Source organism: Paenibacillus sp. ACRRX (genome assembly GCF_022346885.1).
Lineage (GTDB): Bacteria > Bacillota > Bacilli > Paenibacillales > Paenibacillaceae > Paenibacillus_B.
In genome coordinates this window covers 526313-551987 of sequence record NZ_JAKRNK010000003.1, presented here as the reverse complement: position 1 = coordinate 551987, position 25675 = coordinate 526313, and the positions used below count along the sequence as shown (strand labels likewise).

The following is a 25675-nucleotide window of genomic DNA, read 5'->3' as shown; positions in this document are numbered from 1 at the left end:
GCGGAGGTAACGAATACGTAGCCTGGATGATTGATCCCTTATAGGAAGGCAGCACACTAAGCGCTGTAGGCACCTCAGTGAGCCTCACTGTAAGCAGCTATATCTTAAGTCCCGTGAGCTTGACGACAGCATCCTAGACAGACTACATCAATCCAAACAAGAAGAACACCAGCTTGAGGACGGGTATTAAGATTTTTCAGCGCTGGATGAACATTTACGCAAGAGGTGAACATATTGAATAAACGTTGGGCATCATTAGCATGGGCGGCCGCTGCGCTTGTGCTGCTGCTTTCGATCGGCAACCAAGTACAAATATTGACGATGAGCTTCATCGCGGTTCCATTTGTTATTTTGTTTACGACGCTCTCTGTGAGAGCTTTTGTTATGCATGTGGCACCGCTGCTGGTTATCGCATTCTTGTTATTTGGCCAGCTCGGATCGATTGTGGTGCTGACATCGTTCTACTTTATTATTCCGGGTATCGTTATGGGCTACATGTTCAAACGAAAAAGGCCTGGTTGGAACGTATTTAGCGCAGGCACATTAACATTCCTCGTGGAATCTTTAATATTACTTGCAGTTGCAACGCTTGTAATGAAGTTTAACATGGCCGACTTCCTAACCTCACAGATTAATGAAAGCTTACAGACACTCAAAGACACAACCGCTATTTCGTCTGAGTGGACGACGGATATGACGGATACGTTTGTAAGAACAATCAGCTCAATGATACCGCTTATGTTAATTATGAGTTCGTTGTATATGGGTACGATTACATATGCTATCAGTCGGAGATTGTTGACAGCTCAAGGCGTCGAAGTGAACAAGATGAAATCGATAAAGCATTGGATGCTGCCGAAGTCATTTCTGTTATATTACTTGGTCACACTAATCCTTGAATTGGTTATAACGAAGAACTCAGGCAGCTTTATCAATCTCATTTTATTGAATTTATTGCCACTGCTGCAGCTTGCGTTTATTGTGCAAGGCATTTCATTCCTGTTCTTCTTAAGTGACGCTAAAGGATGGAACAAGACAATTCCGGTAATATTGACAATTGTGATGCTTTTTGTGCCATTTCTGCATGTGCTTGTACGTTATGTGGGGCTTTTCGATCTGGCATTTCCACTGCGAAAAATGGTATTTAAACCAAAACAATAGGGTGAGCAGATATGCCAAAATTGTGGTTCCAGCGATGGTATGCAAGAAATACAAGCTGGGCGCTCGTATTTATGCTTGTGCTTACAGTTGTTGTAGCTTTTTACAACTTAATATTAGGAATCTTGGCTCTGGTCGGACTCATTGCGCTGTTTGTTATCAGCCTGATGGCCGAGCGTAATTTCCGTGCCGAGGTGGAAGCGTATCTGGCTACGCTTGGGCATCGTATCAAGCATGCGACAGATGATGCGATTATAGAATTGCCTTATGGGATCTTGTTGTACAATGAACAGAATATCGTCGAATGGACCAATCGTTATGTGAGCGGGATGACGAACCAAGACAGCTTAATTGGGGAGAAGGTCAATGACCTCTTCCCTCAGTTGCTTACAGGCAAGGAAAAGGACGGCTTACTGGAGCTGGAACTCGACGAACGTATGATTCAGGCCCAAATTATATCGGAAGAACGTTTAATTTACTTTACCGATATTTCAGAGATTGCTGCGCTGCGAAAGCGTTATGATGAAGAACGGATGGCCGTTGGAATCGTTGTTCTTGATAATCTGGAGGAATCCACCCAGGGACTTGACGATCAGCAGCGTTCAGCATTGTTGTCCCGTGTTACGGGCCACTTGACTGAATGGGCGGCTGAGAACGGTGTGTTAATGAAACGCTTATCCTCAGAGCGACAGTTTATGGTGATGGATGTACAAACGTTAAAGCTGCTTGAGCAGACTCGATTTATCATTCTAGATGAAGTCAGGGAGATGAAGGTCGATAATAAACTGCCTGTAACCCTAAGCATGGGTTTTGCTGCTGGTGCTGAGTCGATTATGGAACTGGGGCAGCTCGCACAATCCAGCTTAGACATCGCACTTGGACGCGGCGGCGATCAAGTAGCGGTACGTGTCGGGCAACGATTGTCGTTCTACGGTGGCAAGTCCAATGCAGTTGAGAAGCGCACACGTGTGCGAGCTCGTGTAATCGCCCATGCACTGCGTGACTTTATCCAGCAAAGCGATTGCGTCATTATTATGGGGCATCGCATACCCGATACGGATGCGATTGGAGCTGCTATTGGCGTACTGAACGCGTGTCGTATGTTGGGTGTAGAGGCGTACATTGTACTTGAAGAGAGCAATCCTTCAATTGACCGCTTAGTGGCGATGCTGAAGAAGGATGAATTGTTATGGTCACGATTTATTTCTCACAACGAGGCGTTGGAAATGGCAAGTGAAGACAGCCTTGTGGTCGTAGTAGATACCCATAAGGCCTCAATGGTTGAGGAGCCTCGTCTGTTACAAACGACCAATCGGATCGTATTAATTGACCATCATCGTAGGGGCGAGGAATTTATTTCTGATGCGGTATTAATTTATTTGGAACCGTATGCGTCATCTGCCTGCGAATTGGTGACGGAGCTTCTGCAATACATTCACAATAAGTTAAGTCTGAGTGTGCTTGAGGCTACTTGTTTACTTGCAGGTATGACAGTAGATACGAAGCATTTTACGCTGCGTACAGGCTCGAGAACGTTTGATGCGGCCAGCTTCTTGCGTCGTCATGGGGCGGATACGTCGCTGATTCAGAAGATGCTTAAAGAAGACTTAAGTGAATATGTCCAGAAAGCAGAAGTAATCCGCCATACGGAAATGGTTTATGAGCACATAGCGATTGCGGTAACGGAGCCGGAGCGCAAATTTTCACAGTTGCTCATCGCTCAGGTTGCTGATACGCTGTTAAATATGACGGGCGTACTTGCTTCGTTTGTAATTAGTGAACGGCCAGATGGTTTTATTGGTATTAGTGCTCGTTCGCTCGGCCAGATGAACGTTCAGCTGGTCATGGAGCGATTGGGCGGCGGTGGGCATCTCACAAATGCGGCTGCACAGTTGACCAGTACGCTGAAAGAAGCCGAGACTAAGCTAAAGCAAGTGCTCGCAGAAATTGATGCAGAAGAGGGGTTGTTCGAATGAAAGTCATCTTGCTGCAAGATGTCAAAGGACAAGGTAAAAAAGGACAAATAAAAGAAGTTTCCGAAGGGTACGCTTCTAACTTTTTATTTCCACGCAACCTGGCGCGTCCAGCGACCGACGGCAATCTGAAAACGCTCGAACAGCAGGACAAAGCTGAGTTGAAGCGTAAAGAACAAGAGAAAGCAGATGCTGAAGCGTTAGCTGCAACATTAGGCGAAACCACTATTGAAGTAAAGACCAAAGCCGGCGAGGGTGGACGTTTGTTCGGAGCTGTAACGACCAAACAAATTGCAGAGGCACTAGCCAAAGTAAATTTGAAGCTTGATAAACGTAAGATTGAGCTGCAAGAGCCAATTCGTTCACTTGGTTATACAAATGTAAGTATTAAGCTTCATCCAGAGGTTCGTGCGACGGTTAAGGTCCATGTAACGGAGGAATAAGATGAACGACATGTTTGTCGATCGTGTTCCCCCGCAGAGTTCTGAGGCCGAGGCAGCTGTACTTGGCGCGATTCTGCTGCAATCTGAAGCGTTAATAACAGCGATGGAGCGGGTGCAAGCGGTAGATTTCTACCTGCCCGCTCATCAGTTTATATATGAAGCGATGATCGAGTTGGGTGAGGAAGGCCAGCCAATTGACATGATCACGTTGACGGCCAAGCTGCAGGTTAAGAAGCAGTTGGATGACGTTGGCGGCGTATCGTATTTGGCCAAGCTTGCCAATGCAGTCCCCACTGCGGCTAACGTCGACTATTACGCACAAATTATTGAAGAGAAATCAATGATTAGGCGATTGATCAACACGGCTACGCAGATTGTCAGCGAGGGTTATGCTGGAGACGATGATGTAGGCGCGCTGCTGAGTGATGCTGAGCGTCGTATCCTTGAAATATCAAATCGCCGTTCTTCCAGCGGCTTTATTGCGATTAAAGACGTCCTGATGGAAGTTTTTGAGAAAGTCGAGAACTTGCACGAGAATAAGGGTGGGACGACAGGCATACCGTCAGGCTTCACGGACTTAGATAAGATGACGGCAGGCTTTCAACGTAGTGACTTGATCATCGTTGCGGCGCGCCCCTCTGTCGGCAAGACGGCTTTTGCCCTCAACATAGCCCAGAACGTAGGCGTTCGAGCCAAAGAAACAGTTGCCATCTTCAGTTTGGAGATGTCAGCAGCACAGCTCGTTCAGCGGATGATATGTGCAGAATCAAATGTAGATGCTACTCGTCTGCGTACCGGCCATCTTGAGGATGACGATTGGGAGAAGCTGACGATGTCGATTGCTTCATTATCTGAAGCGCAGATCTACATCGACGATACGCCAGGTGTTACAGTAGCTGATATTCGAGCCAAGTGCCGCCGCTTGAAGAAGGAGCGCGGTCTAGGCATGATCCTGATCGATTACTTGCAGCTTATTCATGGACGCGGCAAAGCCGGCGAGAACCGTCAACAGGAAGTATCGGAGATATCCCGTACATTGAAGCAGATTGCGCGTGAGCTGGAGGTTCCGGTAATTGCGTTGTCACAGTTAAGCCGTGGGGTAGAACAACGTCAAGATAAAAGACCGATGATGTCTGACCTTCGGGAATCCGGATCGATCGAGCAAGATGCGGATATTGTTGCCTTCCTGTACCGCGACGATTATTATGACAAAGAGTCGGAGAAGAAGAACATTATCGAGATCATTATCGCTAAACAGCGTAACGGACCCGTAGGTACGGTTGAACTTGTCTTTCTCAAAAATTTCAATAAATTCGTAAGTTACGAACGGAATCATGCAGACCCGCATGCGGGATAATAGCCTTAACGAGCACAAGCAGCGTGACCCACATGACAGTCCATAAGTGGACATATAGAGGGATACACGCTGCTGCTCTATTTTTCTCAGCAGCATAGTTCCATGTCAGATTCTGTGCAAAGGAATGAATGAGACACAAGGTTGCGTTTACAAAAAGCTTATACAAAGCTTCTATTTACAGGAAAGTGGCTAAACGATGAACATGATCCCGAACATTCCATATGGGGGCTTATTTATTGTTCGCCATTTGATTGACTTTGCCAGTTAAGGCTGATAAACTTGGAGTGCTGCCTTTCACCCGGAGGGCGGCCAATATTGGTGTGTTGAACACCCGATGGGGGTATAAGTTATGTCTACAGTAGTTGTTGTAGGAACCCAATGGGGCGACGAGGGGAAAGGTAAGATTACAGACTTTCTCGCTGAGAGCGCTGACGTCGTAGCGCGTTACCAAGGTGGTAACAACGCGGGACACACAATTCTAATCGACAACAAGAAATACAAGCTGCATTTGATTCCATCCGGTATTTTTTACGATAACAAGTTGTGTGTCATCGGTAACGGCATGGTGATCAATCCGAAAGCTTTAATCGAAGAGATTGAGTATATTCATGAAAATGGATTCAAGACGGATAACCTGCGTATAAGTGATCGTGCTCACGTTATTCTTCCTTACCACATGGTTCAGGATGAACTTGAGGAAGAGCGTAAAGGTCCGAATAAGATCGGCACGACACGTAAAGGTATCGGTCCTGCTTATATGGATAAAGCTGCTCGTATCGGTATTCGTATTGCTGATCTTCTTGATGAAGAAGAGTTCACAAAGAAACTCCGTCATATTGCCAATGAAAAGAATGAGCTCATTAAAATGTACGGAGGTCAACCGCTTGATATTGAAGCGATGTTGAAGGAATACTTGGCTTACGCTGAGTACATTCGTCATTATGTAGTAGATACTTCCGTTGTACTTAACGATGCAATCGATGACAACAAGAAAGTACTCTTCGAAGGCGCGCAAGGCGTAATGCTTGATATCGATCAAGGTACTTATCCTTATGTTACATCGTCGAACCCGACAGCGGGCGGCGTATGTATTGGTTCGGGTGTAGGCCCATCCAAGATCGAAGAAGTTATTGGTGTTGCGAAGTCCTATACGACTCGTGTTGGCGATGGTCCATTCCCAACTGAGCTGAACAATGAGATTGGTGAATTCATTCGTGAAGCGGGTCATGAATATGGCACAACGACAGGCCGCGCACGTCGCGTTGGCTGGTTCGACAGTGTGGTCGTACGCCATGCTCGTCGTGTAAGTGGTATTACGGGCTTGTCCTTGAACTCGCTTGACGTATTAACTGGACTGGATTCAGTTAAGATTTGTACGGCATACAAGTTCCGCGATGAGGTTATTGATTATTACCCGGCTAACCTGAAGATGCTCGCTGAATGCGAAGCTATCTATGAGGAAATGCCAGGCTGGTCAGAAGATATCACACAGTGTAAGTCACTTGATGAGCTTCCTGAGACAACACGCAACTATTTGACACGTGTATCTGAACTGACTGGAATTCCGGTGTCGATCTTCTCTGTAGGCCGTAACCGTGAACAAACCAATCAAGTGCGTTCCATCTATCGTTAATCGATTGGAGCGGCATTCTAGCATAGGGACTCCTTAAAGCCCCGAAAAAAAGCGTTCTAGCCTGCATACTCAGGTTAGGACGCTTTTTGTTGTTCTGGCAGCAGTGGACAAATCCGCCCCCTAACACACTACTTGCACTTGAAAGTTTCTGTTGTGTTTTTATAACTTTGAAATATGAATCCACGCTTGATGTAGTGATCCTCAATGATTTAGCTAATTCCTGCATGAATCTTAACCCAACCGGAAATACTGAGAAGTAAAAAAACAGTCGAACGCAAATAATCGAATGTCATGTCACTTAGAAAATTCTATAGATGCAAAAGGAGGCAACATTACTATGCGATGGTTTCTTCGCATTTTCCAGATGACTGCAATCATTGTTATTGTAGGCATTATCTCAAGCTTGTTGACGATAGGCACAACAGCACTCGTTGTTGATCGGTATATTCAGTCTGCTATTTCACAATACAATATCCCTATACAGCGTCAATCTATGACGGTGATGACGATGTGGGCTTCCTTGTGGGGTGGTGAGCATCATAAAGAGGCGGCAAGTTCCAGCACTGGAGCAGATAATACGACTTCCTCTTCCACTGATGAGCAGGCTAAAGATATCTCTAAGGCAGATGACGCTAATGAAAGTAGAACCAATGACGCAAACACGAATACACAACAGGGCCATTCGGACTTAGGTGCATCATCTCAAGGTGATAAGTTGGGGCAAAGTAATCGGACTAGTGGAGAAGATGGTCAGAAATCAACAACTCCACAAGAGAAAGATGGTGCACTTCCGGTATGGGGCGCAGTATCTACAGAAGAGGCGAACGGACAATCATCCCAGTTGGGTAATCAAGAAGAGGTTGTGATGTCGCCAGAGGCTTTGACACAGAATAAAGATCAATTGTCAGCGGAAGCCAAAAATAAAGTATTCACCACCTTAATGAAGAAGCTGCCGCAGGAGGGATGGCAGCGGATTTCGACTCTAATGGAGGGTGGATTAACTTCATCTGAAATGACAGAGGTCGAACAAATACTAGCTAAACACTTAGATGATGAGCAATATAAAGAGATGCGGCAGCTGCTTACAGGCACTGACCCTAAGACACAACCTTGATGGAGAAATACAAAATACAATAAAATCAAACGATAATGTAAAATGGCTGCCTCTCATAGAGGGGCCTTTTTTCTTGTTTTTTTGGCTGAATGCGTCAGTTGCATCTCTTCTTCGACTTGTGTTACAGTAAAAAAGGTGACAAAACGTTAACTTTTGTCGCATGAGATGTTGTACTAGGGGCAACTTATGTACAGAAAGTATAGATGCAGCAACAGATAAAGGGACAATAAGGCAAGATCATTATAAGGAGAGTATCATGGAACAATTCGATAAAGACCTTCATGATGAAGGCTTGAATAGACCTCAATCTCCTAGCCGATGGGGGAAGTTGACGTCTGCATGGCGCAACAAGGCGAACGCCGCCACTATGAAGCAATGGGTGAGCCAATCCCGTAAGCAGATCGTTCTATCGGTTACTGGAGTAGCTGTTATGACTGCCGCGATATGGGGCGGCACAGCTTATGTCGATGCAAATACAATAACATTCTTGAACGTATATAGAGGCAATGAATTAGTCGGTACTGTATCAACACAAGATGACTTGAAGCGTATGTACGCAGTTCGTCTTGAGGAAGTACAAGAGAAGCATCCGAATGCGATTATGGAGATTGATACTTCTGCTATTCATACGGTTGCAGATGCTAAGTACAAAGCCGAGCCAGCGACTGAAGAGACGCTATCCAAACTGAAAGGCCAGATTCCGGCCTATGCTGCTGCTATTGAGCTGAAGGTTAACGGAGAGGCCGTTGGTTATGTGAAGGACCAGACGACGGCTGATCAGATCCTGGCGCAGGCGAAGGCTAAGTACGATCCCGATCACGGCAAGAGAGCAGGACAAGTTCGTACTTTGTCGGCAACACGCTCGACACATGCGATGAAGGCGGTATCTCGCGTCGAATCGGTTACCCTTCGTGAACGTGTAGCAACCGTGGATAAGAAGATTGATCCGAACAAGGTGCTCACGCCGGTAGAAGCGATGTCGATGCTAACGACGGGCAGTACCCGACCGGTTAAGTACGAGGTAAAGAAGGGGGATACGGTATCCTCGATTGCCCGTGATAAAGAGGTATCTATCGAGACGATCTACCGCAATAACCCGAGTGTAGGCGAAGAATTTATTCAGATCGGACAAGTACTCGATTTAACAGAGCCGAAGCCGTTAATAACAGTTAAGACGGTTGAAGCTTACAGTGAATATTTGGTTACCGAGCCTCAGAAAATAATCAAAGAAGACCCGGAAATGAAAGCGGGTCAATCCAAAGTAGTTCGTCAAGGCAAGCAAGGATTAAAGCGCATGTCTTATCGCTTGATCAAGGATAATGGACGCTTGACGAAGGAAGAGTGGATCAATCAGGAAGTTATTGAACCAACGATTCCCGAGATTATTATTCGTGGAACGAAGGTAGTTCGTGGCGAAGGCTCAGGTACATTTGCTTATCCTGTGAGCGGCGCACAATTAACGAGCGGTTATGGCACGCGCTGGGGACGTATGCATAAGGGGATCGATCTTGTCTCTTCAGATCGGACGATTATGGCTTCTGATGAAGGCGTAGTGTCTTTTGCGGGCGTGAAGAATGGATACGGCAACACAATTATTATTAACCATCGGAATGGCTATGAGACGTTGTATGGCCATCTCAGCGAGATTAACATTAATGTGGGCGACATTGTTGAGAAAGGCCAAGCAATCGGGGTGATGGGCAGTACCGGGAATTCCACTGGAACTCACCTGCACTTTGAGATCCATAAGGGCGATGACATTGAAAATCCACTTAAATATTTATAACCATATGAGAAGCAGGGCAAACGTTGCCTTGCTTCTTTTTGTACATGTATATCCGAGTGCGGTAAGTGACTGTATACGAAATAGATTATTGGGGCCTTCCAGAACGTCAGCATGCAGTGAACATCATGAAACGGAATATATGAAACCCAAGGAGATCCAGCGTATAAGATTATAGTACTTATTTAATTGGCTGCGAGAGTCTAGACATTTCTTGGGCAACGGGGCTGCATAAAGTGGACAGTGCACTCTCCAACGTTTACTATCAGGGTATAGCGACAAGTATGATAAAATAGACGAATGGGATTTGGATTTATAAGAAAAGAGGTGGAGTTCATGTACGGCAAAATATTGGTCGTGGACGATGAACAGCCGATTGCAGATATTTTGAAGTTCAACTTGGAGAAGGAAGGCTATGAAGTCGTTTGTGCATTTGATGGAGGCGCGGCGGTGGAGTTGGCGCTCCAGGAGAAGCCCGACTTGATGTTATTAGACTTGATGCTGCCAGTGAAGGATGGCATGGATGTATGTCGTGAAGTGCGGCAGCATTTGCATATGCCGATTATTATGCTTACGGCCAAGGATACGGAGTTGGACAAGGTACTCGGTCTCGAAATGGGTGCAGATGACTATGTCACCAAACCGTTTAGTACACGTGAACTGCTTGCCCGCGTAAAAGCACATCTCCGTCGTCAACAGAAGGTAGAATCGACAGCGGCAGCAGAGGAGAAGCAGGGTATCCGCCTGCACGAGCTGCTTATTGATACGGATATGTATATTGTCTACAAGAATGGCGAACCGCTCGATCTGACCCACCGCGAGTTTGAGCTGCTGCATTATTTGGTGCGAAGCAGTGGGAAAGTCATGACTCGCGAACATTTGCTGCAGGCAGTATGGGGTTATGAGTATTTTGGCGACGTTCGCACAGTGGATGTGACAATACGGCGTCTGCGCGAAAAGATCGAAGACGATCCAAGCAAACCGGAGTATATTATTACACGGCGTGGACTTGGCTACATGATGCGTAATCCCAAGTCCGGAGGGCTGTGATGGCGGTGTGGATCAGCCGGTTTTTACGTACGATTCAAGCCAAGTTAATCATTATTTATGTACTGTTGATCTTGATTGCGATGCAGCTTATCGGGGTCTATTTTGTCAGTACGATGAAGCATACACTCACGAACAATTTTACACAGGAATTGCAGACCACTACCAACTTTGTTCTGATGCAGGTCGGGCCGAAGCTGGATATGGTCGAAGGAACAGATTTTGAACGTTCACGAGAAGACTTAAATGCGATCGTTCGAAGTGTGTCTAATATGAACGGAATCGAAATTCAAGTGCTTGACGCTACGGGTAAAGTACTTACCACTTCCAGCCAGCCTGACGATAATTATGTAGGCCGCAAGAATACGGAGACGGTTGTTAACCGAGCCCTACAGGGACTGCGGGACAATGAGGAAGTCATTATCGGCAAGGATAATGAGCGCAAAAAGGTGTTGGCACAGCCGATTCAGTATGGCGCCAAAAATCTCGGAGCACTCTACGTTGTGGCCTCGATGAAAGACTTGTACGATACTATCGATAATATTAATCGTATTTTTTTGTCAGGGATGGCGATTGCACTTGGTCTTACTGCTGTGCTTGGCATTATATTGGCGCATACGATTACACAGCCGATCAAGGACATTACGAAGCAGGCTACTCGAGTTGCTGAAGGTAACTTTGAGGGACAAGTCCCTGTACTCGGAAATGATGAAATTGGCCAATTAAGCGAAGCGTTTAACGATATGACGCGCAGGCTTCAGGAGGCGCTTAGTGTCAACGAGGAAGAAAAGGAGAAGCTGGCCTCCATTCTAACCAACATGAGTGACGGCGTATTGGCTACGGATGAGCACGGACGGGTTATCGTGATGAATAAGCGGGCCAGCCTGATGCTCAGGATTCGTCCTGCAGCATGTGAAGGCAAGCAATTATCAGCCTTGCTTGGCTTATCGGAGTTAGAGCTCAGGGAGCGGGTTGAGGACAAGACCAATTGGATGCTGCTTCCTGTTCATGCAGAGGAAGAGGGAGAAGCTGATCATGATTCCATTTTGCGGGTCACGTTTACGCCGATTCACCGTAGAGGAGAAGGTATTACGGGTACGATTGTCGTCCTTCAAGACGTGACAGAGCAAGAGAAGTTGGATCAATCTCGCCGTGAATTCGTAGCAAATGTGTCGCACGAGCTGCGCACACCGTTAACGACGATCAAAAGTTACGTCGAAGCGCTGGATGACGGTGCTTTGGACGAGCCACAATTAGCTGGCCGCTTTGTAGGCGTCATTCACAATGAGACGGAACGGATGATCCGGTTGGTTACGGATCTGCTTCATCTGTCTCGTCTAGATTCGAAGCAGGCGAAGATACGTATGCAGCCTATTGAGATCTCTGAATTACTAGAGGAGGTCGTCGACCGCTTCTCGTTTCAATTTCAAAATAAGCATATTCAATCTGTCGTTCAGATAGAGTTCGGTATCCCGAAAGTCACAATGGACCGAGATCAAATTGATCAGGTACTGGATAATCTGGTATCGAATGCTTTTAAGTACACACCGGAACAAGGCACGATTACATTGTCTGCATCGATTACAGATGATTGTAAGTATGTCGCTATTGTTGTGCAGGATGATGGAATGGGCATACCGGAGAAAGATGTGGAGCGAATATTTGAACGTTTCTATCGCGTGGATAAGGCGCGCTCGCGTAATATGGGCGGGACAGGCCTTGGTTTATCCATTGCCCGGGAAATGGTAATTTCACACGGCGGCACAATCGGCATCGAGTCGGAATGGAATGAGGGCACCTGTGTTACATTCACACTGCCATTGTCTGCTCCAGTGTCATCGGCACAGCCGGAGGAGACTGAGGGGAGTGAAGCTGAAGTATGATGGAGCGGAGTAAATCAATCGTACTGGCGGTGCTTGTACTGCTAAGTTTGGTGCAAAGCTTCCTCTTGGCTTATAGCATGCCGAACTTCGATGTCGTTAAACGAGCGGGAAGCACGTACATTAAAGCAGACCCTTTGGGGCCGGAAGAGAAAGTGGATAATCTGATTTATCCTGAACATATGGTGCTTCACCTTGGTGGCAACAAGCATACGATTATGGACCCGGGAACGATCTTCTTTAACTTTATTATGAAACGTCTGCAAGGACGCTCATACGATGGGTTCCAATTAAAATCAGGGGCAGATCTAGACTGGGCCGCAATACAGGAGAAGAAGCAAGGCTTGGAACTGCGCTTTAACTCACCTGTACCGGCAAAGCTGCTGCAGAAAGTGCTGCCTATTTCAGAAGATGCGGCATTCCAGACGGAAAGTATATATAAAGTATGGCTGTACGCATCAGAAGAGTTAAACGAGGTGCGAGTCTTCTTCTTTACGGCGGAAGATAATCGGATTTATGAGTCGACTAGAGCGGACTTGTCCGTGCAAGATGTAAAGCAGCTAGTAGAATTCGGGAGCTCAGGGACACCTTATCGACTGGTAAACGGAACATTTTATGTACCGCAGGAGCCGATCGAGATGGTAGAGGTCAAGCTGCCGTACACGGTATTTTCACCGGAGCAGATGCAGAGGAGTTTATTTTTTGACCCTACCCTGACAAAGATCATTCAAGAGAATGATGGCTCTAAGATATATACAGATGGTAAACGGGGGCTGCAAGTACAGCGAAATCAGCTTTGGATTACGTATTCCGATGCTACTGCGCCGACAGAGGAACGAACGGACATGACGAGTGATGTGATGACCTCCGTTAACTTCATTAATCAGCGCGGTGGCTGGAGTGGTCGCTTCCGTTTGTCTGTGATGGAGAACATGGCTCAAGGAAGTCCGGGCATCCCTACTCTAAGCGGAACGCACAATCGGCTGGTGTTCCAGCAATATTGGGGATCTTACCCGATTATTAGCACAAAGGACACTCGATTTGGTTATGTGCAGGTTACGCTGCAGCAGGGGATGGTCATGAACTATGAGCGTTCATTGATACAACTTGGTGCTCATGCGGATGAGAAGCAGATCAAGAAGTTGATCGCTGGCGAGCCACTGATTGCGCAACTGAAGAAATTATCTAAATACGCGCTTATTGCTGAAATAAACCCGGTATATGAACCGTCTATGAGTGAAGAGCAAATTCGATTACATCCCGTATGGCAAGTAAAGTATACAGATGGTACAACCGAGCTGTTGGAACCATAGGACGATGCGGAGGGCCATGAGTGATAAAAGGCCTTCCGATAGCTTTCCCCCATTAATAGAGAAAAGGAGGTGTCCAGGATGGATTGGAGCCGTGCCAAAAGTGTGCTTATTTATGCGTTTCTGCTGCTTAATGTAGTGCTCGGTTATCAGTTATGGCAGGATTTGCGAGATAAGATGCACTCTGAGCTGGATTGGACTTCCTTGTCTGCGGAGACGCAGCTTATTATGAATAAGAAGCAGATCCAAGTGTTGGCGACCATACCGTCCGAGACCCCGTCCTTGCATGAGCTGACGTATCGGATTACAACTAGGAAGTACAAGACACCTTTGAAGCAACAGGAAGATACGAAAATTATTTTCTCACAAAAGGAGCTTGTCCGCGGGTTGGATGATGAAATTGAGCATATGGAAATGTACCACTATGATCAATTTTCCGGTGATGATCGTGTATTTGTGCTGCATCAGCAAATGGCTAACGGACTGCCACTATTTGAGGTAAAGCTTGAGTTGTATTATGAAAGTCAGAAGATCAAGGCTTTCAGCCAGCAATATGCGGAGCCGGAAGATTCGAAGGATGCCCAGGAGCAGAAAATACTCCCTGCTACACAAGCACTTGGCAGGGTTATTGAAATATTGCCAACCAATGCGGTCGTAAGAGATGTGCGGCTCGGGTATCATGGGCAATTGTTTAACACGGATACGCAGGTAGCAGCACCTACTTGGAGAGTATTGTTGGATAGTGGCGACGCGTACTATATGAACGCGATTAACGGAGCAGTAGAGCATGTGCCAGTAGGAAAGAAGGAGAGCAAGCTATGAGTTTACGATTTACCGTGTTGTCGAGCGGTTCTACAGGGAATGCAACGGTTATTCAAAATGACGATGCCACCTTGATGATAGATGTTGGATTAAGCTGCAAGCGGACAGACGAACTTTTGAAGGAACAGGGTCTGTCTGGCGCTAATATTGACGGCATTCTAGTTACGCATGAGCACTCGGACCATATTAAGGGGCTAGGTGCATTCGCACGTAAGCACAACGTTCCTGTCTATGCCAATGAGAAGACATGGGAAGCACTAGAAAAGCATATTGGGACAATTGCAGAAGAGAATCGGATTGTGATGCAGACGGGGGAAGCAAAAGACTTTGGCGACTTGCGTGTCGAATCCGTTGGCATCTCACATGATGCAGCGGAGCCAGTCGCGTATACGTTTCACGAGGGTGATACGAAGCTAAGCGTGACAACAGATCTGGGCTACATGAGCGACAAGGTTCGTGATGCCATTGTAGACTCTGACGTTATGGTGCTGGAGTCGAATCACGATGTGGAAATGCTCCGCATGGGCCGTTATCCTTGGAACATCAAGCGCCGCATCCTTGGCGATATGGGTCACTTATCTAATGAAGCGGCTGGTGAGGCGCTATGTGATGCTATGACCGGCAACACGCGCCGTGTCTATCTGGCGCATCTCAGCCGTGAGCATAATCAGCAGGACTTGGCCAAGATGACGGTCCAGAATGTGATGGAGGACCGGGGCCATTTCTACAAAGAGTCAGAACTGAAGATTCTAGATACGTATTATGACCGTCCTACGTCATGGGATACCGTGCGCGAGCAGAAGCTGGCGCTTCATCTGTAACTTGCAGGAAGGCATCCAGGTCGGCTGCCTTGCGTGAGATATCATCATGCGTTAGCAGTCCTTTCTCGACCAACAGCTCCATCATGGTGGAGACGGCCAAGGTAAGACGATAATTGTCATGCTTGAGATCGGCAATTTTACCGATAAGGTCGATGTCCGACCAAGTAGGGGATATTCGTGACATAGCTCATTCTCCTCTCGAAATGGGATGAAATAATAGAGAATACTTTCTCGTAATCAAGCCCTCTATGAAGTATCTTGTGATAGAATATGAATCAGACAGACAGTCTATGACAATTGTTCAGCGTTTATGGGCAAACAGAATTCTTTTCATTTCATGTTCATTGTAAGCTTGTCATATGCATTAATATATATTGTTAACCGTTTGAAGCAGTCGCATTCATGTGTAAATGGAAATAGAGCCAAGTGAGGGCTTCGAATTGGGAACAACCGGAGGGGCGAGGGCCCTGGTTGAGAGGGAGTTGGTTGCGGATGGGCTTGTTTGATGATGATTTCTATTCGCCAAAAATATCACGCAGGCGCGAACGTGCTTGGCTGGAAGAGGAACAGGCACCGCGTACAGGGTGGCGTAAGCTTAGCAGAGCGCGGAGCAGACGGCAGATATCAACCGTTAAGGTTGCTGTCATTAGCTCTGTAATTAGTGCATTAATGGCGGTTATTCTATATAGCTGGCTTACGGGAACGGGGACTCCGAGCCAGCAGATTGCATCAGCTAGCGGGGGATATGTGAATGATCCATATGAACGGATCGTGCAGGCCGCAGCAAAAGTAAGCCCAACAGTCGTCAGCATCGTCAACAAGCAGAAGGACCTGATGGAGCAGGAAAGCAAGCCCCAAGAGGCGAGCCTTGGTTCTGGCGTCATTTTTAAGCAAGAAGATGGCAAAGCTTATGTGATGACTAATGATCATGTTGTGCAGGGCGCTGATTTATTGGAAGTTGTGATGGCGAATGGACAGCGTAAGCATGCTGAACTGGTCGGCAAGGATAAAGTGACAGATATTGCTGTACTGAAGATGGATGGCGCTGGCATTTCGGCTGTTGCGGAGCTTGGTGATTCCCGCAAGCTGCGCCGAGGCGAGACGGTAATTGCCATCGGCAATCCACTCGGCCTAGGCGACTCCTTGACTGCCGGTATTATCAGCTACACAAACCGGGTGATACCAGTCTCGCTGAATGCAGATGGCGTCTATGACTGGGAGCAAAGTGTCATTCAGACGGATGCCGCCATCAATGAAGGCAACAGCGGTGGCGCTCTCGTGGACCTGAGCGGACGTGTCATCGGCATCAATACGATGAAGATCTCCACGACAGGTGTAGAAGGATTGGGATTTGCGATTCCATCGCACGAAGTGACGTCTATCGTCGAGCAATTGATGGAGAACGGCAAGGTCGTTCGTCCATACCTTGGGGTATACACGGTTGACCTTAACAATCCATATGCACCGATTACAAAGGAGCAGCGGGCGGATATGAAGCTGCCTGATTCCGTTACTCAAGGTGTAATCGTGCTTGAAGCAACAGGACCTGCAGAAACGGCGGGCCTGAAGCTGAATGACGTTATTGTGAAGTTTGACAGTGAGGACATCGGTTCCACCCTTGAGCTTCGTAAATATTTGTATGAGAACAAGAAGATTGGCGATTCTATGAATGTCGTGTTCTATCGCGATGGCGAGATGATGACAGTTGCAATCACACTTACGGATAAGCCAGAATCATAGTGGGATGACGCTTCACCCTTGAACAAATCATACTGATGGGGTAGAGTTATACGTATACACAGTCAGCAAGAAGGCAAGAAAGAGGGAACATCATGTACGTAGTATGTAAAGAGCACGTGGAGCTCGCCATTGATAAGTTTGTGGATGAATTTGAAGATGCGCCGGATATCGTTAATCTGGACGATGCGCAGTTCAGTGACTGGGAGCGTCCGATCAAGTGCTGCATGAACTGTGAAGCGGAAGCGCAGTTTCTGGTTGTGTAAGCATGGCCGTAGCGCCATTAGGAAGATGAAGCTCTGATTGTAGCAGAGCGAATGCTTGTGGATATATTGATGAGAATGTGAGAACAAGGGTAATGGTGTGAAGACCGAGCCCTTGTTCTTTTATTTGCTTGGGGATAAGTCGGATTGGAAGCAAAAATGAGGTTATCCACATGTGGATGAACGTTTGAGGAGCATGTCATACTCTTTTACAGTTGTGCATATATCGGTCTAGGGACGGAACTGCTGTACAGTCACGGCCTGATCACGATTTTCTTCGGCTGAAGTACAATAGAGGTACATGAAGATAATAGAGCGGGGTGTTAGCATGAAATGGCATCAACGATTCAAACGAATGATGACAGATGAATATGCGAGCGGACACGACAGGGAAATTGATTACCAGTGGCCTTCTCCAAACTTTCCGATCATTAGTATTAGAAGCAACTTGTCCTATCGACAAGGGAAATTTCACCGCCCCAAAGTGGCGGTAGGCTTGATTGCGATCGGTGATATTGCGGTTGGTTTGATCTCGATCGGCGTTATTAGCCTGGGGTTATTCTCTGTCGGAGCGATAGCAGCAGCTCTGTGGTTGGCAGTGGGCGCCATCTCTATAAGCAATGGCCTCGCGCTAGGGGCAATCGCTTTAGCGCCATTTGCTATAGGTGCCATCGCGATTGGCGAAGCGGCGGTTGGTGCTATTGCGATCGGAGAGTGGGGACTTGGCGCGTTAGTGATTGCAGAGAAGGCACTTGGTGTAGGGAGTATTGGCGAGTGGGCCTACGGTGTCGTAGTGATTGGGAAGCATGGATTCGGCCTCGTTCCTATTACGGAAGACTTATTTTATTGGTTTAGACGTTTGTTAGGATTTTAAAAAAATAATATAAAAAGTTTTGAAACCTGCTGCCGTCTACGTGCGTATTTGTAACGTAGTCATCAAGAGCAAGAAGGCAACAAGTCGAACTTCATAGTGTGTGAACATACTCCAAAGGGGAGTAGCTGCTACAGTAAAGTCGTCATTTCGAGAATGAACTTCTCCGGCTTTATTGGCAACGTAACGTTGTTAGCGAGACCTTTGCCTATTTAGGCAAAGGTCTTTTTTGTGTAATAACATGCGAACAACCTGCAAAGCGGCAATCCACTCATCATGTGCAGACAAAATGGGCATTAATAAGATAACAATGGAGGGATCAAGATGGATTTTGCATTATTGATGGAGTACGGATGGGTATTATTAGTCTTAATTGCCATCGAAGGTCTCCTGGCAGCGGACAATGCGCTGGTTCTAGCTATCATGGTGAAGCATTTGCCGGAGAAAGAACGGAAAAGAGCGTTATTTTATGGACTCGCGGGCGCTTTTGTATTCCGATTCGGCTCTTTGTTTGCGATCTCGTATCTAGTAGATGTATGGCAGGTGCAGGCGATTGGAGCCTTATATCTCTTATTTATGTCGCTGAACCACATCTTCAGAAAAGTAATCTTCAAAAAACATGGCGATTCGCAAGCTGAGGCGGATGCTGCCGCTAAGAAAGTAAAAGGCGCAGGCTTCTGGACAACGGTCATTAAAGTCGAAGTAGCGGATATTGCGTTTGCTGTTGATTCAATTCTAGCAGCCGTTGCACTTGCTGTTGCACTCCCGGCTACGAAGCTGCCAAATATCGGCGGCATGGATGGTGGTCACTTCCTTGTGATCTTTATTGGGGGCTTTGTCGGGTTGGTTATTATGCGCTTTGCGGCGACGTTGTTTGTGAAGCTGCTGGAGCGTAAGCCTGGCTTAGAGGTTGCGGCCTTTGCGATTGTAGGTTGGGTCGGGGTGAAGCTGGCGGTATATACGATGTCTCATCCGGCGTTGGCCATTATTCCAGAATCGTTTGCTCATTCTTCTGCGTGGAAAATTACGTTCTATGTTGTGCTGGTATTAATTGCTGTAGGCGGTTGGTTCTTATCGAGCGATAAAGAGCAGGGGGATAAAAAGCCATTGGCTGCTGCAGAGTAAGATCGCTTGATCGATAGACCACAGGCAGGATGATGCTTGTTGTGATGGAGTTAAAGTAACGGAGTCAACAGAGCGATAGCAAAAGTAAAGAAATAAAGAACGGTGTCCATCGATGACGCGAGGAAGTAAGTAGTAAGGTAACAAGGAACAGGTGGTACAAAACAAGCTAGGTCAAAGGCGTATGCTCTTGAAAATGGGGCAGCGTCTTTTTGCTGTGTATGCAGATGTAACTCATCGAGCGATAAGACTAGATCATGGATGGGAATTACGATACTGGGGGTATACCTTCAACGTTCATAAGCGTTCCATTCATCCATTTAGATGCTCCACTCAACCCTAAAAAGGGTATAATTCAGCGGTATTATAAGGTTTTTAGTTGTGAAGCGGGTTACGATGGGGGCATCAAGAACGACGACACAGAGGAGATGTTTAAGTTGACTAGCACAAACACTTTCACAACAAATTGGAAGCGCCGCACGATCCAGATTGCGCTTGCATCTGTCTTATCATTAGGTTCCATGCTCTCATTTGGAACATCTATATATGCTCAAGGGGAGGAAGCAAGCAAGTCTGCCTCTAACACTACTATTGAAATAAAGGATACAACATCTGCGGCTCAGCTGGAGCAGTGGCAGAAGTGGATGAAGACATACGCCTATTCGCTGGATACGATTCAGCCTGCAGCGATGAAGGATGGCAAGTTTGCGAAAGGCAGCTTTTCAGATCTTGATATGCTGAAGCCGCTTCTAATGGACAAACGTATCGTATACCTCGGTGAGAGCTCTCATGGAGCAGCCGAGTTCAATTCGGCGAAGTCACGCATCATTCAATTTTTGCATGAAGAGCTGGGCTTTAACGTAGTTGCCTTTGAAACACCGATGGGCAATGCGGTTACAGGGTATGGAAACGTAAAGAGCAAGACGCCAGAACAGATGATGAAAAGCTCTGTTTTCCCACAATGGTGGGCTCAAGAGACACTGCCATTATTTCAATATTTAAAAGATACACAAGCAACGGCTCAACCGCTGCAATTAACGGGCGTGGATATGCAATCCATGGGTGCTTTCTTGTCTGGTGATTGGATGGGAGATGAGGAGTTAGCGAAGCGGTACACCGAGATGGATAAAAAGTTGGGCTCTTGGCTTGGTTCCGAAGATCTGGCAGCTTACCAGCAGGTGAAGCCCGAGCTGTTGAAGCTGTACAAAGATGTTAAAAGCAAGGTCGCAACACGTGAAAAACAATTAATGGAGCAGTATCCAGACAACCCGCATATTGTTGCTCTGGTTAACCGGACTTTGGACGATCGGATTCGAGTGGTAGAAGCGTATTTGGAAATGAACATCAACGCCAATATAGCTATTAAAAAGGCTGACTATGCGCCGATGTTAAAAACGTTTGAATGGCGCGATCAATCGATGGCCGACAATCTGCTTTGGTTGGCTACCGAGGTCTATCCGACAGAGAAAATCATCGTTTGGGGACATAACACCCATATCAGCAAAGCGCAATCGAAGATAGAACAATCGTTCATCCCGGCAAAAGCAATGGGTGAGCGGATGCATGAAACGTTATTTGGGCCTTACAGCTATTCGCTTGGTTTGTATATGGGCAGCGGTCAGACAGCGGACAACACGGGCAATCCAATCGATGTCGCGGCATTGCAGCCAAACTCGATCGAAGCGGTAATAAAGTCGGCTAATCGCCCGTATACGTTTGTGGACATGCGTCATCAGTTAAAGGTACCGGGTAACTCGTGGATGACTCAGAAGCGTACCGGATACTATTGGGGCATGTACCCAGAGACATTTGTGCCGCGCGATCAGTATGACGGCATTCTGTATATCGATAAAGTGAAGCCATCGAATTACATCGAGTAGGAGAGTAACGGTAGTTGTGCAATAAGGAAGATCTGATGCGAGATGATGGAATGAAGAAAAGGATAACCAGGCTTCTTTTTTAGCAAATGGTTACATGATTGCTTGGCTAAATAGGTAAACGCGTGCTTAGTAATAAGCCACTACATATATGACTTGGAGGATGTTCGGATGAACACACAATCACTAACTTGGAAGAAGCGGAGCTTGTCCTTGTTCCTCGCTACGATCATGACACTGGGAACGTTATTATCCTATACAACGACTGTTCATGGAGCTGCTGCTGAGAGCAAGGAAGCTGTGACAGCGGAACCAGCGGCGCAGAATGGCGCACAAGCGCAAAAAGCAAATGAAGTGAAGGCAGCAGATCAGGATGGAGCACGAACCAGCACAGAAACGCGTCAAGATTGGCAGCAGTGGATGAAGAGCAATGCCATTGCATTGAAAACCATCAAGCCTGAAGCTACAAAGAATGCAGTCGTCAAGGCAGACCAATTCAAAGACTTGGCGCCATTAAAAACGCTGCTAAAGGACAAACGTATCGTATACTTGGGCGAAAGTTCTCACGGTGCAGCTGAATACAATTCGGTGAAGACACGACTCATTCAATATATGCATCAAGAACTGGGCTTTAATGTGGTTGCGTTTGAGACGAATCTCGGCAATGCCGCTTCTGCTTACGGGAACGTGAAGTCCAAGAAGCCCGTACAAACGATGAAGGATTCCATCTTCCGCATCTGGCAGGCGGAAGAGACGGTACCGTTGTTCCAATATATTCAGGATACGCAAAAGACGAAGAAGCCGCTGGCGTTGGCTGGGTTCGATATGCAGCCGCAAGGGCCATTATTATCAGGCGAATGGATGGGGGATGCCAAGCTGGCCAAGCGCTTCCAGGAGGCCGAGCTGGAGTTGGACCGCTGGGAGCAAAGCGAGGATCTGGCTGCTTATGCCAAAGCAAAGCCGAAGCTGTTAAATGTGTACCAACAAGTGCGCCAGATTACGCCTAAACGTGCCGATGCGCTGCGTCGTCAATTCCCGGACAACCCGCACATCGTGAAGATGGTCGAGCGTGCACTTGATAACCGTATCCAAGTGGTGAAGGAGTACATGGAGACGACGATTGCTTCGACCGGATTTATGTTAGGCAAGTCGATGGACTATCAATCTGTTATCAAGTCCTCCGAATATCGTGACCGCATGATGGCGGACAACTTGGTCTGGCTGGCAACGAATGTGTACCCGAAAGAGAAAATGATCGTGTGGGCGCACAACGGTCACATTTCCAAGGCGTATTCCAAGGAGTTAAACTCGCTGCCGCGTGTGCATATGGGCGAGCTGATGCAGAAGACAAAGTTCAAAGATCAAAGCTACGTGATGGGTCTGTATATGGGGGGCGGCAAAAATGCCCACGTGACAGGCGAAATTTTCGATGTGCTGCCACCAATGGCGCACTCCATCGAGGAAGTGATGAAGGGGGCAGGACATCGTTACTCCTTTGTAGACATGCGATATAAACCAGAGACGACAGATAATTCTTGGATGAGACAGCAGATGGGTTCTTACTACACTGGTGTGTCCCCTGTAAGCAGCGTACCATTTGAGCAGTATGACGGTATATTGTATATTGATCAGGTATCGGCACCTAAGTATTTTAAGAAATAGGGATAAGGGCGTTGAAGGGAAGCTAGGGTTTAACTCGGGTGAATGGATGGGAGATGTAGCGCTCATTGGATGGTCTGTGGACTGGTGTGTAAATGAAGAGCAAGCCAATCATGTTGTTTGTAGAGATGCAAGCAGAAGTGAGAACAGCCATGATGATGGATACTCCTCATATTTATAGGGAGTGCAAGGACAGGGACAGCTTTCGAAAGAAGGCTGTCTTCTTTATTGTATAATTATCTTCTAGTCCGACTGGGGTGAAATGTGACGTTGTTTGTGGTCACTTTGAAAAATGAAGCAGTGGGTGGACATAGACTAGAAGGTTCCCCTTCGGGTACACTAGCTTGTAGCAAGCAGCTCTAGGGGGATTAGCTACAGACTATTTTAAATAGGTATGAAGGTTATTTGCCCGTATTATTCTATTTGTGAGTTGTAATCGAAACGGGGATAGTGATTATGTTTATTCAATTGATCAGTGTAGGCAAGTTAAAAGAAAAATACTTGGTGCAGGGCATTGCGGAGTATAGCAAACGTCTTGCGCCTTATGTGAAGTTCCAGGTGATCGAAGTGCCTGACGAGAAGGCACCTGAAAATATGAGCGACGCCGAGCTGCTGCAGGTGCAGGAACGGGAAGGCGAGCGCATTCTTGCGCACGTGAAGCCGGAGGCGCATGTGGTTGCGCTAGCAATCGACGGCCAGCTCTGGTCGAGTGAAGACTTGGCGGCGCATATGGACAAGCTCGGCACGTATGGGACGAGCCATGTCGTGTATATAATCGGCGGCTCGGTAGGCCTGTCGCCAGCCGTAATGCGCCGCGCGCAGTCGAAGCTCAGCTTCGGGCGCATGACGCTGCCGCACCAATTGATGCGCTTGGTGCTGGTGGAGCAGATTTACCGAGCGGTGAAGATTAATCGGGGAGAACCTTACCATAAGTAAGCACAAACTCATCGTTAAGGGAAGCGTCAAAGAACAATGCAATGTCCTTGACGCTTCTTTTTGCTGGATGTTTGCCAGCATTCACAGTTATTTTACTGATGATCGAATGTAGTAAGTCTTTCTGTTTCTCTGGTTCAATCTTCGTTATGATCTTAGAGAAGCCATTCAGAACATAATATACTCGCTCAAAAGACACCTCTTTTATTGTCGGTATGTTTAGTTCTTGCTCAATCTCTGATCTACGAGTGAGGAACTGTTTATTTTCTGCTTCTAGCGACGAAATTCTTTCCATCATTGATGCAGGAGGGGATTCAGACTTCTAAATCATTGAAATGAACTTAGCAATGTTCTTTTGTTTCTCCACAATTTGACCGTTGATGTAATTAAGCTGTTCCTGCAGTGGGCGTTTTACGTCACGCACCTTAGAGTTGACTCTGTCCAGTATGTCACTTAACAGATCGGGTTGAGCAGCTATTTGTTCCATTCTTTTATAAACGTATTCCTCTGCTTTGTCTGCATAGACAAGGTTACTTTTACATACAGACGAGCCTTTGGAGTGGAGTGTTGAACACTGATAATAGCGAATATCCTTTGATCTATGTCTGATCATGCTGCAACCACACATAGGACAGCGTAATAGCCCAGTTAAAGGGAAGTGACCCGTAAAGGTCTTCGCTGGCTTATGTGACTTCATCTTATTCATGGAGACTGCTGCGTCCCAAACCGAAGGAGGGATAATGGCTTCATGCTCTCCTTTTACAAGGATGTAATCTTTATTTACGCCTTTGCGCCTTTTATCAGTCCAGTCTAGGTGCTGATTGAAACGAATGAATCCTGCATAAAGCGGGTTGGTAATGATGCCGAAACTGTTATTGGTAACATCTACAAGCTAACTAAGGACGAGGAAGACTTTGATTCCACCGACCGACTAGGGGGGAATTGTAAAGCGATATGAAAATAAATTTTGTAAGTATATGGTACAATTATGGTGCTGGAATGGTCGGAAATAATGTAAGGAGGATTACTACCGTGGACAGAAGGTTCAATAAAGCCTTTATAAATTGGAAAAAGGACCCTAGTAAGTTACCAGTGAACGAATGGATGCGTGATATGGTTGTAAACTATGGTGAGATCAAGGATAAGACATTTTATGGTGATACATGGACTGTGCTAGTTAGGATAACAAGACATATTGATGGTACGTGGGATACATATGCTGATGTTGCTTTTATAGTCGATGAAGCACCTTGGCATTTGCTCGAAACAGGCTATAGCTTTAATCTCTGGGCAGGAAAGGACATTGCAACAGTGACCATTGTCTGAGTGAAGTCTAAGAGATAAGGAGGGTTTCTCTTGCAAAAAGTAATAATACCAGAAGAGGTTTCTAGAAATTTGAGAAAAGATATGGAACGAGTTTGGGATATAGGACAACCTTACTGGTATCCATTATTCGATTGCAGTAGGGAAGACCTTATAGCTTTTGATTCCGAATATATAGAGAGTGAAGAAAAGCTAAATGATATTATTGCGATGCTTACGCACCATGGAGTTGAGCAGGTGATTGAATTTCTAGAAACAGGTGAGACTTTCAATATACAGGTTTCAAATCTGTACCCTTATTATTGCTACAATGGCGATCTCTCAGGTGGTGAGGGCTTTTGGACTTCACAGAGTATGGATTGGATTATCTATGCTTCTCATGAAGGAACGATAACGTTTGGTGGAGAATGGTTAGTCAATAAGATAAAGTCATTGTGGACTGATTGGAGAAGTAGTATTGAATGGGATACAAAGAATCAATAACCACTCCTTGGGGAGTGGCTCTGTTTTGTATGCAGATAAGGGCTTGTATGAACCTGATTCAAAACA

Annotated in this window: 24 protein-coding genes and 1 pseudogene; 21 read left to right on the top strand and 4 right to left on the bottom strand. The window is 46.5% G+C overall.

The genetic code is table 11. The annotated features are described in order from the left end of the window. Positions 1–234 precede the first annotated feature (234 nt). From MH117_RS13135 to MH117_RS13080, 12 genes are all read left to right on the top strand, one after another. The gene (locus MH117_RS13135; RefSeq protein ID WP_239329166.1) at positions 235–1161 is read left to right on the top strand and encodes a DUF2232 domain-containing protein; all 927 of its coding nucleotides are present in this window, start codon (positions 235–237) and stop codon (positions 1159–1161) included. An 11-nt stretch (positions 1162–1172) separates the two neighbouring features. Further along, positions 1173–3134 (top strand): DHH family phosphoesterase, encoded by a 1962-nt coding sequence (locus MH117_RS13130; protein ID WP_239329165.1) that lies wholly within the window; start codon positions 1173–1175, stop codon positions 3132–3134. After that, entirely contained in the window at positions 3131–3574 is a 444-nt protein-coding gene (rplI, locus tag MH117_RS13125; RefSeq protein ID WP_028543655.1) for a 50S ribosomal protein L9, read from the top strand. Before MH117_RS13130 ends, rplI begins: the two co-directional genes overlap by 4 nt. A 1-nt stretch (position 3575) precedes the next feature. Further along, positions 3576–4931: a replicative DNA helicase gene (gene dnaB, locus MH117_RS13120; protein WP_239329164.1), complete on the top strand. Its 1356-nt coding sequence runs from the start codon at positions 3576–3578 to the stop codon at positions 4929–4931. 349 nt (positions 4932–5280) lie between these two features. Then, a complete protein-coding gene (locus MH117_RS13115) occupies positions 5281–6564 on the top strand; it encodes an adenylosuccinate synthase (RefSeq protein WP_239329163.1) in 1284 nt (427 codons plus the stop codon). Positions 6565–6901: 337 nt separating this feature from the next. Beyond that, positions 6902–7678, top strand: a complete 777-nt coding sequence (locus MH117_RS13110) for a spore coat protein (RefSeq protein WP_239329162.1) — start codon at positions 6902–6904, stop codon at positions 7676–7678. A 256-nt stretch (positions 7679–7934) separates the two neighbouring features. Then, complete coding sequence (locus MH117_RS13105; RefSeq protein ID WP_239329161.1) at positions 7935–9464, top strand: M23 family metallopeptidase; 1530 nt, start codon at positions 7935–7937, stop codon at positions 9462–9464. A 333-nt stretch (positions 9465–9797) separates the two neighbouring features. Then, entirely contained in the window at positions 9798–10511 is a 714-nt protein-coding gene (gene yycF, locus MH117_RS13100; protein WP_239329160.1) for a response regulator YycF, read from the top strand. Beyond that, positions 10511–12391 (top strand): cell wall metabolism sensor histidine kinase WalK, encoded by a 1881-nt coding sequence (gene walK / locus MH117_RS13095; RefSeq protein WP_239329158.1) that lies wholly within the window; start codon positions 10511–10513, stop codon positions 12389–12391. Before yycF ends, walK begins: the two co-directional genes overlap by 1 nt. Beyond that, the gene (locus MH117_RS13090) at positions 12388–13701 is read left to right on the top strand and encodes a YycH family regulatory protein (protein WP_239329157.1); all 1314 of its coding nucleotides are present in this window, start codon (positions 12388–12390) and stop codon (positions 13699–13701) included. Before walK ends, MH117_RS13090 begins: the two co-directional genes overlap by 4 nt. Positions 13702–13779: 78 nt before the next feature. Then, complete coding sequence (gene yycI / locus MH117_RS13085) at positions 13780–14520, top strand: two-component system regulatory protein YycI (protein WP_239329156.1); 741 nt, start codon at positions 13780–13782, stop codon at positions 14518–14520. Beyond that, the gene (locus tag MH117_RS13080) at positions 14517–15341 is read left to right on the top strand and encodes an MBL fold metallo-hydrolase (RefSeq protein WP_239329155.1); all 825 of its coding nucleotides are present in this window, start codon (positions 14517–14519) and stop codon (positions 15339–15341) included. The genes yycI and MH117_RS13080 overlap by 4 nt, the downstream gene beginning before the upstream one ends. On the opposite strand, the gene MH117_RS13075 is transcribed toward MH117_RS13080, so the two are convergent. Beyond that, a complete protein-coding gene (locus tag MH117_RS13075) occupies positions 15292–15525 on the bottom strand; it encodes a hypothetical protein (RefSeq protein WP_239329154.1) in 234 nt (77 codons plus the stop codon). The genes MH117_RS13080 and MH117_RS13075 overlap by 50 nt on opposite strands. Before the next feature lie 308 nt (positions 15526–15833). On the opposite strand from MH117_RS13075, the gene MH117_RS13070 reads away from it, so the two are divergent. The 7 genes from MH117_RS13070 to rlmH all read left to right on the top strand — a co-directional run bounded on the left by MH117_RS13070 (position 15834) and on the right by rlmH (position 23806). Next, positions 15834–17081 (top strand): S1C family serine protease, encoded by a 1248-nt coding sequence (locus MH117_RS13070; protein WP_239329153.1) that lies wholly within the window; start codon positions 15834–15836, stop codon positions 17079–17081. Positions 17082–17173: 92 nt separating this feature from the next. Beyond that, positions 17174–17344, top strand: a complete 171-nt coding sequence (locus tag MH117_RS13065) for a CxxH/CxxC protein (RefSeq protein WP_239329152.1) — start codon at positions 17174–17176, stop codon at positions 17342–17344. A gap of 325 nt (positions 17345–17669) precedes the next feature. Continuing rightward, positions 17670–18215, top strand: a complete 546-nt coding sequence (locus tag MH117_RS13060) for a hypothetical protein (RefSeq protein ID WP_239329151.1) — start codon at positions 17670–17672, stop codon at positions 18213–18215. A 321-nt stretch (positions 18216–18536) separates the two neighbouring features. Continuing rightward, on the top strand, positions 18537–19337 hold the full coding sequence (locus tag MH117_RS13055) for a TerC family protein (protein WP_239329150.1): 801 nt from the start codon (positions 18537–18539) through the stop codon (positions 19335–19337). Between the two features lie 434 nt (positions 19338–19771). Then, positions 19772–21214, top strand: a complete 1443-nt coding sequence (locus tag MH117_RS13050; RefSeq protein WP_239329149.1) for an erythromycin esterase family protein — start codon at positions 19772–19774, stop codon at positions 21212–21214. Positions 21215–21382: 168 nt separating this feature from the next. Next, positions 21383–22873, top strand: coding sequence for an erythromycin esterase family protein (locus MH117_RS13045; protein ID WP_239329148.1), 1491 nt, complete (start codon positions 21383–21385; stop codon positions 22871–22873). A gap of 453 nt (positions 22874–23326) precedes the next feature. Beyond that, the gene (rlmH, locus tag MH117_RS13040; RefSeq protein ID WP_028543668.1) at positions 23327–23806 is read left to right on the top strand and encodes a 23S rRNA (pseudouridine(1915)-N(3))-methyltransferase RlmH; all 480 of its coding nucleotides are present in this window, start codon (positions 23327–23329) and stop codon (positions 23804–23806) included. Here the strand turns inward: rlmH and MH117_RS13035 are convergent. From MH117_RS13035 to MH117_RS26830, 3 genes and pseudogenes are all read right to left on the bottom strand, one after another. After that, the gene (locus MH117_RS13035) at positions 23778–24098 is read right to left on the bottom strand and encodes a hypothetical protein (RefSeq protein WP_239329147.1); all 321 of its coding nucleotides are present in this window, start codon (positions 24096–24098) and stop codon (positions 23778–23780) included. The two genes, rlmH and MH117_RS13035, sit on opposite strands and share 29 nt — an antisense overlap. A 27-nt stretch (positions 24099–24125) precedes the next feature. Further along, a complete protein-coding gene (locus tag MH117_RS13030) occupies positions 24126–24290 on the bottom strand; it encodes a hypothetical protein (RefSeq protein ID WP_239329146.1) in 165 nt (54 codons plus the stop codon). A 9-nt stretch (positions 24291–24299) separates the two neighbouring features. Next, positions 24300–24662 (bottom strand): annotated as a pseudogene (locus MH117_RS26830) (recombinase zinc beta ribbon domain-containing protein); the annotation flags it as partial. Positions 24663–24835: 173 nt separating this feature from the next. On the opposite strand from MH117_RS26830, the gene MH117_RS13025 reads away from it, so the two are divergent. Both MH117_RS13025 and MH117_RS13020 read left to right on the top strand, forming a co-directional pair. Continuing rightward, complete coding sequence (locus MH117_RS13025; RefSeq protein WP_239329145.1) at positions 24836–25129, top strand: hypothetical protein; 294 nt, start codon at positions 24836–24838, stop codon at positions 25127–25129. A gap of 30 nt (positions 25130–25159) precedes the next feature. Then, a complete protein-coding gene (locus MH117_RS13020) occupies positions 25160–25609 on the top strand; it encodes a hypothetical protein (protein WP_239329144.1) in 450 nt (149 codons plus the stop codon). Positions 25610–25675 lie beyond the last annotated feature (66 nt).

Bases quoted from the DNA above. Each gene is read 5' to 3' on its own strand.
- MH117_RS13090 (WP_239329157.1), top strand. From the start codon at position 12,388: ATGATGGAGCGGAGTAAATCAATCGTACTGGCGGTGCTTGTACTGCTA.
- MH117_RS13045 (WP_239329148.1), top strand. From the start codon at position 21,383: ATGAACACACAATCACTAACTTGGAAGAAGCGGAGCTTGTCCTTGTTC.
- walK (WP_239329158.1), top strand. From the start codon at position 10,511: ATGGCGGTGTGGATCAGCCGGTTTTTACGTACGATTCAAGCCAAGTTA.
- MH117_RS13060 (WP_239329151.1), top strand. From the start codon at position 17,670: ATGAAATGGCATCAACGATTCAAACGAATGATGACAGATGAATATGCG.
- rplI (WP_028543655.1), top strand. From the start codon at position 3,131: ATGAAAGTCATCTTGCTGCAAGATGTCAAAGGACAAGGTAAAAAAGGA.
- MH117_RS13055 (WP_239329150.1), top strand. From the start codon at position 18,537: ATGGATTTTGCATTATTGATGGAGTACGGATGGGTATTATTAGTCTTA.
- MH117_RS13110 (WP_239329162.1), top strand. From the start codon at position 6,902: ATGCGATGGTTTCTTCGCATTTTCCAGATGACTGCAATCATTGTTATT.
- MH117_RS13075 (WP_239329154.1), bottom strand. From the start codon at position 15,525: ATGTCACGAATATCCCCTACTTGGTCGGACATCGACCTTATCGGTAAA.
- MH117_RS13080 (WP_239329155.1), top strand. From the start codon at position 14,517: ATGAGTTTACGATTTACCGTGTTGTCGAGCGGTTCTACAGGGAATGCA.
- MH117_RS13115 (WP_239329163.1), top strand. From the start codon at position 5,281: ATGTCTACAGTAGTTGTTGTAGGAACCCAATGGGGCGACGAGGGGAAA.
- MH117_RS13070 (WP_239329153.1), top strand. From the start codon at position 15,834: ATGGGCTTGTTTGATGATGATTTCTATTCGCCAAAAATATCACGCAGG.
- MH117_RS13105 (WP_239329161.1), top strand. From the start codon at position 7,935: ATGGAACAATTCGATAAAGACCTTCATGATGAAGGCTTGAATAGACCT.
- MH117_RS13030 (WP_239329146.1), bottom strand. From the start codon at position 24,290: ATGGAACAAATAGCTGCTCAACCCGATCTGTTAAGTGACATACTGGAC.
- yycF (WP_239329160.1), top strand. From the start codon at position 9,798: ATGTACGGCAAAATATTGGTCGTGGACGATGAACAGCCGATTGCAGAT.
- MH117_RS13130 (WP_239329165.1), top strand. From the start codon at position 1,173: ATGCCAAAATTGTGGTTCCAGCGATGGTATGCAAGAAATACAAGCTGG.
- yycI (WP_239329156.1), top strand. From the start codon at position 13,780: ATGGATTGGAGCCGTGCCAAAAGTGTGCTTATTTATGCGTTTCTGCTG.
- rlmH (WP_028543668.1), top strand. From the start codon at position 23,327: ATGTTTATTCAATTGATCAGTGTAGGCAAGTTAAAAGAAAAATACTTG.
- MH117_RS13035 (WP_239329147.1), bottom strand. From the start codon at position 24,098: ATGGAAAGAATTTCGTCGCTAGAAGCAGAAAATAAACAGTTCCTCACT.
- dnaB (WP_239329164.1), top strand. From the start codon at position 3,576: ATGAACGACATGTTTGTCGATCGTGTTCCCCCGCAGAGTTCTGAGGCC.
- MH117_RS13065 (WP_239329152.1), top strand. From the start codon at position 17,174: ATGTACGTAGTATGTAAAGAGCACGTGGAGCTCGCCATTGATAAGTTT.